Origin of the sequence: Achromobacter ruhlandii (assembly GCF_902859695.1) — a bacterium.
GTDB lineage: Bacteria > Pseudomonadota > Gammaproteobacteria > Burkholderiales > Burkholderiaceae_B > Achromobacter > Achromobacter ruhlandii.
This window is the reverse complement of sequence record NZ_CADIJL010000021.1, coordinates 19,480-35,730: the sequence shown is the minus strand read 5'-3', so window position 1 is coordinate 35,730 and position 16,251 is coordinate 19,480. Positions and strand designations below refer to the sequence as shown.

Annotated in this window: 20 protein-coding genes; 12 read left to right on the top strand and 8 right to left on the bottom strand. The window is 70.5% G+C overall.

Translation table 11 applies throughout. The features are described 5' to 3' along the window. Window positions 1–190: 190 nt before the first annotated feature. The gene (locus HV742_RS21900) at window positions 191–1,417 is read left to right on the top strand and encodes an MFS transporter (RefSeq protein WP_175146343.1); all 1,227 of its coding nucleotides are present in this window, start codon (window positions 191–193) and stop codon (window positions 1,415–1,417) included. Between the two features lie 82 nt (window positions 1,418–1,499). On the opposite strand, the gene HV742_RS21895 is transcribed toward HV742_RS21900, so the two are convergent. The 8 genes from HV742_RS21895 to HV742_RS21860 all read right to left on the bottom strand — a co-directional run bounded on the left by HV742_RS21895 (window position 1,500) and on the right by HV742_RS21860 (window position 6,004). Further along, window positions 1,500–1,835, bottom strand: coding sequence for a hypothetical protein (locus tag HV742_RS21895; RefSeq protein WP_059271545.1), 336 nt, complete (start codon window positions 1,833–1,835; stop codon window positions 1,500–1,502). Window positions 1,836–1,980: 145 nt separating this feature from the next. After that, complete coding sequence (locus HV742_RS21890; protein ID WP_049073045.1) at window positions 1,981–2,205, bottom strand: DUF3820 family protein; 225 nt, start codon at window positions 2,203–2,205, stop codon at window positions 1,981–1,983. 6 nt (window positions 2,206–2,211) lie between these two features. Beyond that, entirely contained in the window at window positions 2,212–2,757 is a 546-nt protein-coding gene (locus HV742_RS21885) for a cysteine hydrolase family protein (protein WP_175146342.1), read from the bottom strand. Between the two features lie 61 nt (window positions 2,758–2,818). Then, entirely contained in the window at window positions 2,819–3,394 is a 576-nt protein-coding gene (locus HV742_RS21880; RefSeq protein ID WP_175146341.1) for a GNAT family N-acetyltransferase, read from the bottom strand. A 74-nt stretch (window positions 3,395–3,468) separates the two neighbouring features. Continuing rightward, window positions 3,469–4,122 (bottom strand): glutathione S-transferase family protein, encoded by a 654-nt coding sequence (locus HV742_RS21875; RefSeq protein ID WP_063580093.1) that lies wholly within the window; start codon window positions 4,120–4,122, stop codon window positions 3,469–3,471. 16 nt (window positions 4,123–4,138) lie between these two features. After that, a complete protein-coding gene (locus tag HV742_RS21870) occupies window positions 4,139–4,612 on the bottom strand; it encodes an OsmC family protein (protein WP_175146340.1) in 474 nt (157 codons plus the stop codon). A 90-nt stretch (window positions 4,613–4,702) separates the two neighbouring features. After that, window positions 4,703–5,098, bottom strand: coding sequence for a GFA family protein (locus HV742_RS21865; protein WP_064527794.1), 396 nt, complete (start codon window positions 5,096–5,098; stop codon window positions 4,703–4,705). Window positions 5,099–5,254: 156 nt separating this feature from the next. Continuing rightward, window positions 5,255–6,004, bottom strand: coding sequence for an IclR family transcriptional regulator (locus tag HV742_RS21860; RefSeq protein ID WP_175146339.1), 750 nt, complete (start codon window positions 6,002–6,004; stop codon window positions 5,255–5,257). 84 nt (window positions 6,005–6,088) lie between these two features. Here HV742_RS21860 and HV742_RS21855 point away from each other — a divergent pair, with 84 nt between their 5' ends. The 11 genes from HV742_RS21855 (at window position 6,089) to HV742_RS21805 (ending at window position 16,168) form a co-directional block, all read left to right on the top strand. After that, a complete protein-coding gene (locus tag HV742_RS21855) occupies window positions 6,089–7,057 on the top strand; it encodes a Bug family tripartite tricarboxylate transporter substrate binding protein (protein ID WP_175146338.1) in 969 nt (322 codons plus the stop codon). A gap of 7 nt (window positions 7,058–7,064) precedes the next feature. Beyond that, a complete protein-coding gene (locus HV742_RS21850; protein WP_100507993.1) occupies window positions 7,065–7,931 on the top strand; it encodes an amidohydrolase family protein in 867 nt (288 codons plus the stop codon). A 26-nt stretch (window positions 7,932–7,957) separates the two neighbouring features. Beyond that, window positions 7,958–8,953: a Bug family tripartite tricarboxylate transporter substrate binding protein gene (locus tag HV742_RS21845; protein WP_175146337.1), complete on the top strand. Its 996-nt coding sequence runs from the start codon at window positions 7,958–7,960 to the stop codon at window positions 8,951–8,953. A 38-nt stretch (window positions 8,954–8,991) separates the two neighbouring features. Beyond that, a complete protein-coding gene (locus tag HV742_RS21840) occupies window positions 8,992–9,675 on the top strand; it encodes an RraA family protein (protein ID WP_175146336.1) in 684 nt (227 codons plus the stop codon). Further along, complete coding sequence (locus tag HV742_RS21835) at window positions 9,672–10,619, top strand: NAD(P)-dependent oxidoreductase (protein ID WP_254601212.1); 948 nt, start codon at window positions 9,672–9,674, stop codon at window positions 10,617–10,619. Before HV742_RS21840 ends, HV742_RS21835 begins: the two co-directional genes overlap by 4 nt. A gap of 11 nt (window positions 10,620–10,630) precedes the next feature. After that, a complete protein-coding gene (locus HV742_RS21830) occupies window positions 10,631–11,701 on the top strand; it encodes a cyclase family protein (RefSeq protein WP_175146335.1) in 1,071 nt (356 codons plus the stop codon). A 70-nt stretch (window positions 11,702–11,771) separates the two neighbouring features. Continuing rightward, window positions 11,772–12,722: a Bug family tripartite tricarboxylate transporter substrate binding protein gene (locus HV742_RS21825; protein ID WP_175146334.1), complete on the top strand. Its 951-nt coding sequence runs from the start codon at window positions 11,772–11,774 to the stop codon at window positions 12,720–12,722. 60 nt (window positions 12,723–12,782) lie between these two features. After that, window positions 12,783–13,781 (top strand): Bug family tripartite tricarboxylate transporter substrate binding protein, encoded by a 999-nt coding sequence (locus HV742_RS21820; protein WP_175146333.1) that lies wholly within the window; start codon window positions 12,783–12,785, stop codon window positions 13,779–13,781. Window positions 13,782–13,797: 16 nt separating this feature from the next. Then, entirely contained in the window at window positions 13,798–14,715 is a 918-nt protein-coding gene (locus tag HV742_RS21815) for an SMP-30/gluconolactonase/LRE family protein (protein WP_068981133.1), read from the top strand. A gap of 133 nt (window positions 14,716–14,848) precedes the next feature. Next, window positions 14,849–15,268 carry a copper resistance protein NlpE gene (locus HV742_RS21810; protein ID WP_054415938.1) on the top strand — a complete coding sequence of 140 codons (420 nt, stop codon included), beginning with the start codon at window positions 14,849–14,851 and terminating at the stop codon, window positions 15,266–15,268. Between the two features lie 153 nt (window positions 15,269–15,421). Then, complete coding sequence (locus tag HV742_RS21805; protein WP_175146332.1) at window positions 15,422–16,168, top strand: ABC transporter substrate-binding protein; 747 nt, start codon at window positions 15,422–15,424, stop codon at window positions 16,166–16,168. Window positions 16,169–16,251 lie beyond the last annotated feature (83 nt).

The window sequence follows — 16,251 nt, the reverse complement described above, 5'->3', positions numbered from 1 at the left end:
CGTTCGGGGTTGGCGTTCGGGATTGGCGTTCGGGGTTGGCGTTCGGGATTGGCGTTCGGGATTGGCGTTCGGGATTGGCGTTCGGGATTGGCGTTCGGGATTGGCGTTTTTTGAGGGAATTATGTCATTCACGCCAAAGTCTGCGTCGATACAGTGGGGACTGTCAAACCCCCGCTCTCTTTTTCTTCCCATGCCCTCCTCGCCCTCGCCCGCCACGGGCCGCCGCAACGCCCGCATCCTGGCCGTGTGCCAGGGCCTGTTCATCGCGGCCATCTCCATCGACCTGACCCTGACCGCGCTGACCGGCCACATGCTGGCGCCGGACAAGGCGCTGTCCACGCTGCCGTTCGCGCTGATCACCGTCGCCGGCGCGGTGGTCACCTGGTTCGCTTCGCTGCTGATGCAGCGCATCGGCCGCCGCAACGGTTTCGCGCTGGGCGCCCTGGCTGGCGCGGCGGGCGGCGGCATCTCGGTGTGGGCGGTGTTCCATGCCGATTTCTGGGCGTTCTGCGCGGGCACCGCGCTGGTCGGCGTGTTCCAGGCATTCGCGCAGTACTACCGGCTGGCGGCGGCGGACGCGGTGGAGCCGGCCGCCAAGAGCCGCGCGATCTCGGTGGTGATGACCGGCGGCGTCATCGCCGCGATCGCCGGGCCGGCGCTGGCGGCCTGGAGCCGCGACCTGTTCGCGCCGGTGACGTTTGCCGGCGCCTACCTGATGGTGGCTCTGCTGGCGCTGTTGTCCGCCGCCCTGTTGTTCGGCTTCTACCGCGATACCGAGGCGCCCGTGGCCGCGGGCGAAGTCCAGGGGGGACTGCCGGCGCGCCCGCTGCGCGCGGTGGCGCGCCAGCCGGTGTTCATCGCCGCCCTGGCCAACAACGTGGTGGGATCGGTGTCGATGATGTTCATCATGACGGCCGCGCCGCTGGCGGCGGTGGCGTGCAGCCACAGCATCGGCGACGGCGCCAACATCATGCAGTGGCATCTGGTCGGCATGTATGCGCCCGCCTTTTTCGCCGGCGCGCTGATCCAGCGCTTCGGCCTGCCCAGGGTGCTGGGCGCGGGCATGCTGCTGAACGTGGCCTGCGCGCTGATCGCGATGGCCTCGCCATCGCTGCCGGCGTTCTACGCGGCGCTGTTCTGCCTGGGCGTGGGATGGAATTTCATGTTCGTCGGCGGCACCACGCTGCTGGCGCAGTCGTACCGTCCCTCCGAGCGGGCCCGCGCCCAGGGCGCGGCCGAAATGCTGCGCTACGCGGCCACCGCCATGGCGACGCTGGCGGCCGGTCCGGCGCTGGACGCGTTTGGCTGGGAGGCGCTGAATGCCGCCATGCTGCCGGTGGTGCTGGCCGCCGGCCTGATGACCTGGCACTGGGCGCGCGGATCGGCCAGGGCCGCCACGGCAGCCGGCCCGGCCTGACCAGGCCCTGCCTGCAGCGGGTTGGCCTGACCGAACCCGGCCTGACGCAGCCCTGCCGGGTCAAGCCCGGCGGGCGCGGCGCCTACTGCTGCTGCTGGCGACGCTGTTCCAGTTCACGCAGGCACTGGGCGACGCCGGCCTGCATCTGGGCGTTGGAGACGGCGGCGCGGTCCGATACCTCGCGGCAGCGCACGTATTGCGCCTGGCTCTCGGGCGTGTCGCGGATCACGGCCGGCGCCGAGTTCGGGTCGGGCGTGACGGTCATGCGCAAGGTGGACGGCGGCGACAGGCTGCCGTCCTTGGAGCGCTGGCTGGGATATTGGTATTCCTGCGTGACCGGCGCCGCGTTCTGCGCCTGGGCCGCGCCGCCCAGGCAGGCCAGGGCCAGCAGGACGGCGGTGAACGGGAGTTTCTTCATGACGACCTCTCTTTGTTGAACGCGCCCGGGCCAGGTGCTCCGCCCGGTAACGCGCCGGTCTATCGTAGCCCCGCGCACGGCCGCGGGGCGTGCCAAGACGCTACGCCGCCGGCAAGATTTGTTTCTTGCGGTTTCCCCGCGCGGCTCAACGCGCCGCCGACCGCTGGCGCAAGGGCGCCAGCAGGGACGACAGGCCGTTGTGGTCGAGTTCGTGCATCAGCGCCAGCAGGCGCCCCAGTTCGCCCGGCGGAAAGCCCTTGCGCGCGAACCAGGCCAGGTATGGGCCGGGCAGGTCGGCGATCAGGCGCCCCTGGTACTTGCCGAAAGGCATGGTGCGCGTCACCAGCAACTGCAGCAGTTCCGGATCCATCGGCCGCTACCTCGCTTCGCCAAAGCCAATGTCGGCCGCCGGCACGGCGGCGATCTTCACGCCGAAGCTGGAGATCGACGACAGCGTGGCGTTGTGGTGCGCGCGGATCCGCGCGCCCGCCGCGTGCGGCTTGTCGTGGGTGGTGTGGGCGTCGGCCGCCAGCGTCACCGGATAGCCCAGCGCCGCGGCGCGGCGCACGGTGGTATCGACGCAGAACTCGCTGGCATAGCCGCACACCACCAGATGCGTGGCGCCCGCCCGCGACAAGGCATCGTCCAGGCCGGTGCGCAGGAAGGAATCGGGCGTGGTCTTGCGCACCCGCACATCGCCATCGGCGGGACGCAAACGCGTGTCGAGCTGCCAGCCGGGCTCGCCATGCGCCAGCTTGCCGCCGGGCGCTTCATGCTGCACGTAGATCACCGGCGCGCCGGCGGCGCGGGCGCGCCCGGCCAGGTCATTGATGCGCGCCAGCACGGCGCCGGCATCGGCCGGCTCGGGCGCGGTTTCGAACAGCGCGCGTTGCACATCGATCACAATCAAAGCGGAAGTCATGGTTCTCGCGAAAGGAAATGGCGGCCCGGCCACAGCGGGCGCGCGGCGTGGGAAAGCAAGCCTAGCCGCATTCGGCGCCTACCAGCGGAGGCGGCCAGATGCGCGCGTACATCCAGAAATGGCGCGGCTCGCCGCGCACCTGCCGGTAATGATGCAGCAGCCCTTCGCGGTGGAAGCGACAACGCTCCAGCACGCCGGCCGACGCCGTATTGGTATCCAGCACGGTGGCCTGCACCCGCGCCAGGCCCAGCGTCTGCAAGGCCCACGTGGACACGACTTCGCAGGCCTGCGTGGCGATGCCGCGGCGCCAGTGCGAAGGCGCCAGGTCATAGGCGATTTCGGCGCGGCGCGCGCCCGGCGCGATCTCGTTCAAACCGATGGTGCCGATCAGGCGGTCGTCGGTCTCGACGATGGCCAGCCGCACGCAATGGCTGGCGGCGGGATCGGCATAGCCCTGGATCAGCGCCGCCAGCGCGTCCGGGCCGTCCAGTTGCCAGCTGGTGTGGCGGGTTACGTTGTCGTCGCGCAGGTAGGCATGCCAATCGGCCGCGTCGGTGTCGCGCAGCGGGCGCAGGCGCAGGCCGGCGATACCCAGTTCGGGCGCGCGCCGCGGCCAGTCGGATAGAGGCAGGGACATGAAGAGGGCTACGTGGCAAAGGATGGGCCGGTGCGCTCGCGCCGGCCAGGAACAGCTTAACAGGCCCGCGCCCGTCAAAAATCCAGCCGCCCCTTCAATTCGCTGAAAGGCACCATGATGTGCTCGCGGTAGGCGGGACGCTCGCGCAGGCGGTCGTACCAGGCCCGCACGTGCGCCAGGGGCTCGTGGGCGATGTCCAGCTCGTAGTAGCGGTAGAGCGCGGTGGCGGCGGGGATGTCGGCCAGCGTCAGGGCCTGCCCGCCCAGATAGGGTTGCGTGGCCAGCACCGCGTCGAGCTGGCGCAGGCAGGCATGGGTGGCGGCCAGGCTGCGCGCGATGGCGGGCAGGTCGCGCTGCGCCTCGGGGGTGCGGTAGTAGCCCCAGAACACGCCCGACAGGAAGGCGGGCTGCAACGCCGTCTGCGCCCAGTCCATCCAGCCGTCGGCGCGCGCGCGGCGCGCCGGATCGGCCGGCCAGAAGGCCTCGGCGCCATGGCGCGCGGCCAGGTAACGCAGGATCGCGTGCGACTCCCACACCACCGTGTCGCCATCGCGCAGCAGCGGCACCCGGCCATGCGGGTTCATGCGCAGGAATTCCGGCGTATCGAGCAGGCCGAATTGGCCGCCGGCCGGAATGTGTTCGTAGGCCAGGCCCAGTTCGCCGGCCAGCCAAAGCACTTTCTGCACGTTGAACGAACTGCGCCGGCCCCAGATCGTCGGCTTGGTCATGGCCAGCCCTCCCGTCTCAGCCGGCCACGACGATGCGCGGCTCGCACAGCACCGGGAAGTTCACCGAATTGGCGATGTAGCAGAAATGGTGGGCGCGGGCGTGCAGCGCTTCGGCCAGTCCGGCATCGCCGCCCGCGGCGAGGGTGACCTCGGGCCGCAGCGTGACCGAGGCGAAGGCGCCGCCGCGCTCGGGGTCTTCGCGCATGACGCCGTGGGCGTCGTCGCGGTAGGCCGTGACGATGATGTTCTCGACCGCGCACAGGTGCAGGTACCAGAGCTTGTGGCAGGCCGATAGTGAGGCCACCAGCAGGTCCTCGGGATTCCAGCGCGCCGGGTCGCCGCGGAACGCGGGGTCGGCCGAGCCGGTGATATCGGGCTTGCCCGGCGACTGGATCACGTGGTCGCGGGCATATGCGGTGTAGCTGGCGGTGCCCTTGCCGGTATTGCCGGTCCAGGTCACGCCGACGTCGTAATGGTGTTCGCCTTTCATTGCGGCTTCCTCGCGGCGCGCCACGCCGGCGCGCAAAGATCGCTAGCGTAGCGCATGCGCCACGCGCCGGAAACGGGACGGCGGCGCGCGCTATCCCGGCATGGTGTCCGGATAGGACGGAACGCCCGGCCCATGATCGAGCCACGGCACGTCGTGCGCGGTGTGGATGTGCGCGAGCGGCCGCGCGCCGGGATCGTCGTCCAGCGTCGCCACGCGCAGGATGACCTGCGGCTGCGCCACCCAGTGCGCCATCAGGTGCGCGCCGCAGCGGGTGCAGAAGTGGCGGATCTTGCCGGGCGACGATTCATAGGCGCCCAGCGCGTCCACGCCACGGGTCCAGCGGAAATCCGCGCGCGCCACCCGGGCGGTCGAGGCGAACGCGGCCGCGTGCGCCTTGCGGCAGGTGGCGCAATGGCAATGGACGATCGGCCCGGCCAGGCGCTCCGCCTGGTAGGCCACGGCGCCGCACAGACAGCTTCCTTGCATGATGAGGCTCCTTCGCGCCCACGGCACGATGCCGCGGGCCCGCCGATGAGCGTAGCGCGTGCCTGATTGGCGCGCCGCGCCGATACGGCCAGGATGGCGGGCGGCGGCGGACATGCGCGGCCACGGCGCAAGGCCTGGCCGATCGCCGCAGCCGCGTCAGGCGCCCTGCCCTTGCCGCGCGCCCATCAGCGAGCGCGACAGGCGGCTGGCCGCGGCGAGGATCGGCTCCTTCAACTCATGCAGCACGCTTTCGCCCAGGCGCGAAATCGGCCCCGAGATGCACACCGCCCCCTGCAGCGTCCAATTGATGCCATAGACCGGCGCGGAGATGCTGGAGACCTCGGGATCGCGTTCGCCCAGCGACACCATGTAACCGGCGCGGCGCACCGACTCATAGGGTTCGCCCGGCTCGCCGGAAAAGGCGAGCAGCACGCGGCCGGGGCTGCCCAGCTCCAGCGGCAGGGCCGCGCCCACGCGCACGTGGTGCCGGATCGACCTGGGGCCTTCGACGCGCGCCATGCAGATGCGCTGTTTGCCTTCACGCACGTAGAACGTCGCGCTTTCGCCGGTCGCCGCCGACAGCTCGCGCAGGATCGGCTGGACCACCTCGACGATGTTGAAGGTGGCCTGGTAACACGCGCCCAGCCAGCCGGCGGCGCGCGCCAGGCGCCAGGTGCCGTCGGGCCGCTGCGCCAGGTAGTCGTCCATGGCCAGGGTGCGCGCCAGCCGCAGCACGGTTGAGCGATGGCAGCCGGTGCGCCGGCTCAATTCCGCCAGCGACAGATGCGGATCCTCCACGCCAAAGGCTTCGAGGATGCGCATCGCGCGGCGCACGGCCACCACGCCCTCTTCGCCCGGCGTGTCGGGGGATTCCGGGGTCAGGTCATCGTTCGTCATATGAAACATGTTCCGCTGTATGAACTCGTATTGTATTAGGCGGAACATCCTCCGACAATTCCTTCCATCAAAAACAAACATCGGAGACAAAACATGAAGCCGTTCGCACGCTTGCTGTCGGGCCTGGCCCTGATGTGCATGACCAGCCTGGGCGCCGCCCAGGGCTACCCCGACAAACCCATCCGGCTGATCGTGCCATTCCCGCCCGGGGGCGGCACCGACGTGCTGGCCCGCGAAGCGGCGATCAAGGTGGCCGGCAACACTGGCTGGAACATCGTCACGGAAAACCGCCCCGGCTCGGGCGGCAACATCGGCGTGGACGCCGTCGCCAAGTCGGCGCCGGACGGGTATTCCCTGGTGCTGGGCCAGACCAGCAACCTGGCGATCAACCCGACGCTGTACGCCAAGCTGCCCTACGACCCCGAGAAGGACCTCACCGCCATCGGCCTGGTGGCCGACGCGCCGCTGGTGATCGTGGTGCCGGCCAACTCGCCGCTCAAGACCTTCGAGGACATGATCGCGACGGCCAAGGCCAAGCCGGGGGCATTGAACTTCGCCAGTTCCGGCAATGGCACGGTGGCCCACCTGGCGGCGGTGCAGCTGCAGAACGCGGCGGGCATCCAGCTCACGCACATCCCCTACAAGGGCGCGGCGCAGGCGTCCAACGACCTGATCGGCGGGCAGATCGACATGTACCTGTCTTCCGTGCCGACGCTCATCGGCCACGTGCGCAACGGCAAGATGCGCGCGCTGGCGGTGACCTCGGCGCAGCGCGTGCCCGACATGCCCGACGTGCCCACCATCGCCGAGCGCGGTTTCCCCGGCTTCGAGGCCGTGACCTGGTTCGGTCTGGCCGCGCCGGCCGGCACGCCCAAGGACATCGTGCAGCGCCTGAATGCCGAGTTCAACAAGGCGCTCCAGACGCCGGAGCTGCGCGTCAAGTACCAGGAACAGGGCGCGCGCGTGCTTACCGACACCCCGGAAGCGTTCGCCAAGCTGATCCACGACGACCGCATCCGCTGGGGCAAGATCGTCAAGGACTCGGGCGCGAAGGTGGAGTGATCCGGCCGTGGCTGCCCTCTACGCCTACTCCAGCGGCGACGCCAGGCCGGCCACCGCCGCCCCGCCCGGGGCGTGCGACTGCCACATCCACGCGTATGACGCCCGCTACCCGGCGGTGAAGGGCGCAAGGCTGCTGCCGCCGGACGCGTCCATGGCGCAGTACCGCGCGATCCAGGCCCGCCTTGGCACCCAGCGCGCGGTGCTGGTCACGCCATCGACCTATGGCGCCGACAACCGCGCCATGCTCGATGCGTTGGCCCAACTGGGCGGGCAGGCGCGCGGCGTGGCCGTGATCGACGGCAGCGAAAGTGACGCGCAACTGCAAGCCTTGCACGACGCTGGCGTGCGCGGCATCCGGCTCAATCTCTCGCTGGGGGTGACGAGCCGTGCCGACCAGATCCTGCCGCTGGCGGCGCGGGTCGCCCCGCTGGGCTGGCATGTGCAGTTGCTGATGCCGCCCGAGCGGCTGGCGCAACTGGACAGCCTGCTGTCGGCCCTGCCGGCGCCGATCGTGTTCGATCACATGGCCCGCATCAGCCCGGCGCAGGCCGGCGCGCATCCGGCCCACGCCCTGGTGCTGCGCCTGCTCGGCCAGGGCCGCGCCTGGCTCAAGCTGTCGGGCGGCTACCTCGTCAGCCCGCGCCACAGCATCGAGGATCCCGCGCTGGACGCGCTGGCCCGCGGCTATCTCGACGCCAATCCCGAACGCATCGTCTGGGGCAGCGATTGGCCCCACGCCTCGGCGTCGGCCGGCATGCAGCCCATGCCCGACGACGCGCGCCAGCTCGACCGGCTGGCCGACTGGGCCGGCAGCGCCCGGCTGCGCCAGGTCCTGGTGCACAACCCGGCGGCCCTGTACGGCTTTGCGGCATGAATACCAGAACAACACGGAGACAACCCATGCAGACCTCTTACTCCCTCTCGCGCCGGCGCTTCCTCGCGCTTGGCGCGGCCGTGGCGGCGGGCGCGGCCTTCAGCGCGCGCGCCGCGCAGGATTGGCCCGCCGGCAAGACCATCACCTGGGTAGTGCCCTATCCGGCCGGCGGCAGCACCGACGTGCTGGGCCGCGCCATCGCGCAGCAACTGGATGCGCTGCTGGCCACGCGCGTGATCGTCGACAACCGTCCCGGCGCCACCGGCACCATTGGCGCGGCCCGCGTGGCGCGCGCCGAGCCGGACGGCCTGACGCTGCTGGGCACCTCGATCGGGCCCCAGGCGATCGCGCCGCACGTGCTCGGCAAGCTGACCTATGACCCGGTGGAGGACTTTGCCCCCGTCATCATGATCGGCACCATTCCCCATCTCCTGGTGGTGGGCAAGGACCAGCCCTTCCACACGGTCGCCGACCTGATCACGGCCGCGAAAAAGGCGCCGCAAAGCCTGGCGTATGCCTCGGGCGGCACGGGCACGATCCTGCACATGCAGGGCGAACTGCTGCAGCAAAAGAGCGGCGCGCGGTTCCTGCATGTGCCCTACAAGGGCGACACGCCCGCGCTGCAGGACACGCTGGCCGGGCAAGTGCAATTCGCCTTCATTCCCGCCGCCGCCGCGCTGCCGCATGTGCGGACGGGCGCGCTGCGCGCGCTCGCCGCTACGTCGGCGCAGCGCCTGCCGGCCTTGCCGCAGGTGCCAACCATGGCCGAGGCCGGCTTCAGCGATTTCGTGGTGGAGCAATGGCAGGCCGTGTTCGCCCCCGCCGCCACGCCCGCGCCCATCATCGCCCGGCTCAACGCCGGGATCGGACGCGCCTTGCAGAGCCCGGCGCTGACGGCGCTGGCCGAGCAGCTCGGCATCACGCTGGCCGGCGGCACGCCGCAGGCCCTGGACACCACCCGCAGGGCGGACTTCGACAAATGGGGCAAGGTCATCCGCGATGCCGGCATCAAGCCGGCCTGACCCGCCCTCCCGACTTTCTCTTCTTCACAGGAACACTCATGGCAAACCAGGACATCATCAAGGACTTCCCGCGCGTCGGCGCCGACATCGTGCGCCGCGCGGCGGCACTGCAACCGGCCATCCTGGCCGACGTGGCCGGCCGCCGCGGCGCGCTCAGTGGCCGCATCCGCCCGCTGCACCCCGGCATGAAGCTGGCCGGCACGGCGCTGACGGTGGAAGTGCGCCCCGGTGACAACCTCATGATCCATGCCGCGATTTCGCTGGCCAAGCCGGGCGACGTGCTGGTGATCGACGGCAAGGGCGACCTCAGCTCGGCGCTGATGGGCACCATCATGATGCACGCCTGCCGCAAGCTGGGCATCGCCGGCGTGGTGATGGATGGCGCGGCGCGCGACAGCGTCGAGATCATCGAAATGGACTATCCGGTGTTCGCCGCCGGCACCAACCCGAACGGCCCCACCAAGAACGTGCCCGGCCGCATCGGCCATCCCGTGTCGGTCGGCGGCGTGACCGTGTACCCCGGCGACTTCGTCATCGGCGACGCCGACGGCGTGGTGGTGGTCGAACGCGAGAAAATCGAAGGCCTGCTGCCGGCCGCCGAAAAGAAGGTGCGCGACGAGGCCGCGCGCATCGCCGCGATCCAGGCCGGCGACACCGAGGCCAAGTGGCTGGCGGCCGCGCTGCGCGCCGCCGGCGTGCTCAAGGAAGGGGAATCGCTGTGAACAAGACCGCCACAGGCAAGGCCGCCATCGTCGTGACCGCGGCCGACCTGGCCCCGGAAGCCATCGCGCTGCTGCAGGATTTCAATCTGGTGTTTGCCGGCAAGACGCCCGCCGAAGAGGAAATCGTGTCCTTGTGCCGCGAGCACAACCCGGTCGCCATCATCGTGCGCTATAGCAAGGTGGGCGCCGCCGCCATGGACGCCGCGCCCGCGTTGCGCGTGATTTCCAAGCACGGCAGCGGCACCGACACCATCGACAAGACCGCCGCCGCCCAGCGCGGCATCCAGGTCGTGGCCGCCGTGGGCGTGAACGCCGCCGCCGTGGCGGAACATGCCCTGGCGCTGCTGCTGGCCTGCGCCAAATCGGTCGTGGGCCTGGATGCGCGCATGCGCGCCGGACACTGGGACAAGTCGACGCACAAGAGCCTGGAGCTGGACGGCAAGACCATCGGCCTGGTGGGCCTGGGCGCCATCGGCCGGCGCATGGCCGCCATGGCGCACGGCATGAACATGCGCGTGATCGGCTTCGATCCCTACGCGCGCGATCTGCCCGAATACATCGCCAGCGTGCCGCTGGACGCGATCTGGCGTGAGGCCGACGTGGTGTCGCTGCATTGCCCCCTGACCGACGAGAACCGCGGCATGGTCAACGCGGCGACGCTGGCGCAATGCAAGCCCGGCGTGGTCCTGGTCAACACCGCGCGCGGCGGCCTGGTCGACGAAGACGCGTTGCTGCAGGCGGTGCGCTCGGGCCAGGTGCGCGCCGCCGGCCTGGACAGCTTCGCCGTCGAGCCCATGACGGCCGGCCACCCCTTCCAGCAGGAGCCGCGCATTCTCCTCAGCCCGCACGTCGGCGGGGTGACCAGCGCCGCCTACGTCAACATGGGCGTGGCCGCCGCGCGCAATGCCCTGGACGTGCTGGCCCGCGCGGCCGCCCCCGCCTGAGGAGCCGCGCCATGCCGCAACGATGGAAGCACGCGCCGCCGGACAGCAACTGGGGCGAATTCGGCCCCGACGACCAGCGCGGCCGCATGAACCTGGTGGACCGCGCCAAGGTGCTGCAGGGCATCGCGGAAGTCCGCGAGGGCCTGACGTTCTGCCTGTCGCTGCCGCTGGACGTGCCGGGCGGCATGGCGCTGAACCCGCGGCGCCTGCCGCCGCAACGCTACGCCACGCTGCGCGATGGCAAGAGCGCGGGCGCCCAGGGCTTTTGCTGGTCCTATGCGTCGGAAGATCCGCTGCTCACCGATGTGGTGTGCGACGACGTGCTGCTGATGAATACGCAGTATTCCACGCAGTGGGACAGCCTGGCGCACATGGGCAGCCGGTTCGATGCCGATGGCGACGGGCAGGCCGAGGCGGTGTTCTACAACGGCTTTCGGGCCGGCGCCGAAATCGTGGCGGCCGCGGAGGATCCGCAGGCCGTGGCCGACTGGGCCCGCTTTCCCGGCCCCCGCGCCGGGGCGCTCGGCATCGAGCAACTGGCCGAACATGGGGTGCAGGGCCGCGCCGTGCTGATCGACCTGGAGGCCCATGTCGGCCGCACGCGCACCGCCGTGGGCTACGACGCGCTGATGCGCATCCTGGAGGCCGACGGCGTGGCCATCGAGCCGGGCGACATGGTGTGCCTGCACACCGGCTTCGGCGACACGCTGATGTCGATGAACCGCCAGCCCGATGTCGCGCACCTGCACGCCACCGGCAGCGGCCTGGACGGCGACGATGCGCGCCTGCTGCGCTGGATTGTCGACGCGCGCCTGGCCTGCCTGATTGCCGACAATCCCGCCGTCGAGCTGGTGCGGTCGGTGGCCCTGGGGGGCGCGGCCACGCCGCTGCGCCGCCCGCGCCTGCCGCTGCATGAGCACTGCCTGTTCAAGAACGGCATCCACCTGGGTGAACTGTGGTGGCTGACGCCGCTGGCGCGCTGGCTGCGCGCCAACGGACGCCACCGCTTCCTGCTGACCGCGCCCCCGCTGCGCCTGCCGGGCGCGGCCGGCTCACCGGCCACGCCCATCGCCACGGTCTGAAACGCTGAAAAAAACCAACCAGGCGCAGCCGCCGGCACAGGCGGCGCGCTTTCCACAAGGAGACGATCTCGTGAAACTGTTCCGCCTTTTGCCCCTGGCGCTTGCGTTCTGCGCCAGCGTGGCCGCCGCCGACTACCCCGACCGCGCGCTCAAGCTGGTGGTGCCCTATTCCGCCGGCGGCGCCGCCGATGCCCAGGCCCGCCTGGTGGCCCAGAAGCTGGGCGCGCGCCTGGGCCAGACCGTGGTGGTCGAGAACAAGCCCGGCGCCAGCGGCACCATCGGCGCGGCCAGCGTGGCGCACGCCGCCGCCGACGGCTACACGCTGCTCTACGACGCCACGGCGTTCGCCATCAATCCCTCGCTCTACAAGAAACTCAGCTATGACAGCCGGCGGGATTTCCTGCCGATCTCGCTGATCAGCCTGACGCCCAACCTCCTGGTGGTGCCGACGCAGTCGCCCTACCAGCGCATCGAGGACCTCACGGCCGCCGCGCGCAAGGGCCATCTGACGTTCGGCACGCCCGGCCAGGGCACCGCGCAACACATCGCCGCCGCCTGGTACGCGCAGGGCAACAAGCTGGAGCTCACCCACGTCCCCTACAAGGGCGGCGCGCCGGCGCTGACCGACCTGATGGGCGGCCAGATCGATATGATGTTCAGCAACATGGCGGCGTCCTACCCGCTGGTCAAGAGCGGCAAGCTGCGCGCGCTGGCGGTGACATCGCCCGAGCGCATCGCGGCGCTGCCCGACCTGCCCACCGTCGCGGAGAGCGGCGTGCCGCAGTATTCGGTGTACGAGTGGAATGGCGTGCTGGCGCCGGCCGGCGTGCCGCCCGAGGTGGCCGCGCGCATCGAGCAGGCGCTGCGCGCCACGCTGCAGGACCCGGCGCTGCGCCACAGCCTGCAGGAACTCGGCGCGCAGCCGGTGGGCTCGACCGCCGCCGAATTCCGCGCCTTCATCGACGACCAGATGGAACGTTCGGCCCGCATCCTGGCCGACGCCGGCATCCACAAGGAATGACGCGGCGAGCCAGGGCTCAAGGCCGAATGACACTCCCACCATAAAAACAGAGGAAGACAAATGAATCACCGCAATCGAACCCGCCCCTTCCTGCGCCGCGCCGCGCTGCTTGCCGTGGCCGCCGTGCCGCTGCTGGCGGGCACCGCCGCTCACGCCGCCGACGCCTGGCCTAGCCGCCCCGTGCGGATCGTGGTGCCCTACGGCCCGGGCGGCGCGGTCGACGTGGCCACGCGCAAGGTCGCGCAGATGCTGTCGACGCAGACCGGCCAGAGTTTCGTGGTGGAGAACAAGCCCGGCGCGACCGGCACCATCGGCGTCAGCCAGGTGGCCCGCGCGCCGGCCGATGGCTACACGCTGGTGGCCAACGACACCACCTATTCGCTGCTGCCGCACATCTTCAAGCAACTGCCCTTCGATCCGGCGGCGGACCTGCAGCCGGTCACGGCCTTCATCTTCGCGCCCATGGCGCTGGCGGTGGTGGCCGACAGCCCGTATCGCACGCTCGACGACCTGCTGGCGCGGGCGCGCGCCAAGCCCGACTCGGTGACGTACGGCTCGGGCGGCGCCGGCACCACGCCGCACTTTGCCGCCGAAGGGCTGGCGCGGGCGACGGGCGTGAAATTCATGCACGTGCCGTTCAAGGGCGCCGCCGAAGCCACGCAGGCGGTGCTGGGCAAGGTGATCGACTTCCAGTTCGCCTCGACCACCGGCCTGATGGGGCCGGCGCAGGGCGGACAGTTGCGCCTGCTGGCCGTGAGCGGCGCCAAGCGGCTGGCGGTGCTTCCCGACGTGCCGACATTCGCGCAGGCTGGCGTGAAGGATTTCGGCGTGGTCAACTGGACCGGCCTGTGGGCGCCCAAGGGCACGCCGCCGGAAGTCACCGAGCGCCTGCAACGCGAGGTCGCCAAGGCCATGGCGTCGGAGGAAATGCAGACTTTCGCCACCAAGATGGGCGCCGAGCCGCGCGCCGCCGACGCGGCGGAGTTCGGCCGGATCCTGGCCGACAGCAACGTGATGTGGGGCAACGTGGCCCGCAGCATCGGCTACGACGCCAAATAGACACCGAGGAGACGCCATGTTTTTCCTGCAACCGCCCGAGGTGGCGCCCTTCGAAGCATGGAGCGCCATGCCCGACCCTTTCCGCCGCCTCCAGCGCAGCGACTGGGCCGACGCCAACCGCGCCGGCGCGCCGGTCGATTCGTTCCTGGAAGGCCCGGTGTTCGACCGCCACGGCAATCTGTACGTCACCGACATCCCCTGGGGCCGGGTATTCCGCATCGGGCCCGACCGTCAGTGGACCCTGGTGACCGAATACGACGGCGAACCGAACGGCATGAAGTTCCTGGACGACGACCGACTGCTGATCACGGACTACAAGAATGGCCTGATGGTCCTGGACGTGGGCAGCGGCCAGGTCACGCCCTACCTGGCCCGGCGCAACAGCGAACGCTTCAAGGGCGTGAACGACCTGACCTTCGATGCGCAGGGCAATATCTACTTCACCGACCAGGGCCAGAGCGGCCTGCACGATCCCAGCGGCCGACTGTACCGCTTGCGTCCCGGCGGCCAGCTCGACTGCCTGCTCGACAACATCCCCAGCCCCAATGGCGTGGCGCTGTCGCCGGACGGCAAGGTGCTGTACCTGGCGGTGACGCGCGGCAACTGCGTCTGGCGCGTGCCGCTGATGGCGGACGGCAGCGTCAGCAAGGTGAGCCAGTTCTTCACCTCGTACGGCCCCAGCGGCCCGGACGGCCTGGCGGTGGATCGCGAAGGCAACCTGCTGGTCTGCAATCCGGGGCTGGGCTACGTGTGGCTGCTCAACCCTCGCGCCGAACCGCTGATCGTCTGGCGCAGCCCCAAGGGCATGTCGACCACCAACCTGGCCTTTGGCGGCGAGGATGGCCGCACGCTGTTCTGCACCGAGTCGGTGACGGGCACCATCCTGACCGCGCGCGCGCCCCATCCGGGCCTGCTGGCCGTGGCCCCGCGCTGACGCGCTCCGGGTCCCGGGCCCGGCGGGATTGCGCGCCTGCGCGGCGGGCCCGCCGCGCTTGCCTTTACATCCCGTTTCAGCAAGGATGGGCGTGCGTCCGTATCGTGGGCGCACCGCAACACAGGAGCTCGCCATGATGAAAACCACCTTGACCTGCACCCTGACAGTCGCCCTGCTTGCCGGCTGCGCCCCTTCCCGACACACGGCCGCCGTGCCCGTGGACAACCACACGGCGCGCGACTCGCTGGACTGGCCCGGCAGCTACGAGGGCACCCTGCCCTGCGCCGACTGCCCCGGCATCCGCACCCGGCTGACGCTGATGAAGGACGGCCGCTACGAGCGCACCACGCAATACCTGGATCGCCAGCCGCAGCCTGAAGCGGTGGCCGGCACCTTCAGTTGGGAATCCGACGGCAGCACCATCCGGCTGGACGCCTCCGGCGACAGCCAGCGCTACTTCGTCGCCGAGAACCAGGTGATCATGCTGTACCGCGACGGCACCCGCCCCACCGGTCCGCTGGCGCCGCACTACGTGCTGCGCCGCGCGCAATAGCGCGGCGTCATCGGCCCCGCGCCGGCGGCGGGCCCCGCGCCCTGCCGTCGGCGCCGCCAGCGGCATGCAAGCGCCCCGCTTGCGGCTATTCTTTGGGCTGCACATGCCGCGCCGCCGCGACACCGGCGGCGTCCCCCCGAGGAAGGAAGATCCATGAAGACCGATCACGAACTGCTCGACGCGTTTGCCCCGACGGGCACGCTGCGCGCCTCCATCAACCTGGGCAACCCGATCCTGGCCAACAGCCATCCCGACACCGGCGCGCCCCGCGGCGTGTCGGTCGACCTGGCCACCGAGCTGGCGCGCCGGCTGGATGTAAGGCTGGAACTGGTGGTGTTCAAGTCCGCCGGCGAATCGGTCAACGCGGTCGCCGCCGAGCAGGCCGACGTGGGCTTTTTCGCCATCGATCCGCTGCGCGGCGAGCAGATCGCCTTCACCGCGCCCTATGTGGTGATCGAGGGCGCTTACCTGGTGCGCGACGATTCGCCCATCACCCGCATGGAAGAGGTGGACCGCGCCGGCCAGCGCGTGGTGGTCGGCAAGGGCAGCGCCTATGACCTGTACCTGACGCGCGAAATCAAGCACGCCGAGCTGTTCCGCGCGCCCACCTCGCCCGCGGTGGTCGACACCTTCGTCAAGGAAAACATGGAAGTGGCCGCCGGCGTCAAACAGCAACTGCAAGCCGACGCCCAGCGCCTGGGCGGCCTGCGCCTGCTGGACGGCCACTTCATGCTGATCCGCCAGGCCATGGGCGTGCCCAAGCGCCGTGGCGCCAAGGCCAGCGCCTACCTGGCCGCCTTTGTCGAAGCCATGAAGAAAAGCGGTTTCGTCGCCGAGGCGCTGGCGCGCCACAAGATCCAGGGCGCCGCCGTGGCGCCGCTGGAAGCCGCCCCGCGGTAAGAAAAAGCGAGGCGGCAGCCTCGCTTGATTGCACGCCGCGCGCGCCTTGCAGGCGGCGGGATCACGCGCCACGCCACCGCTTG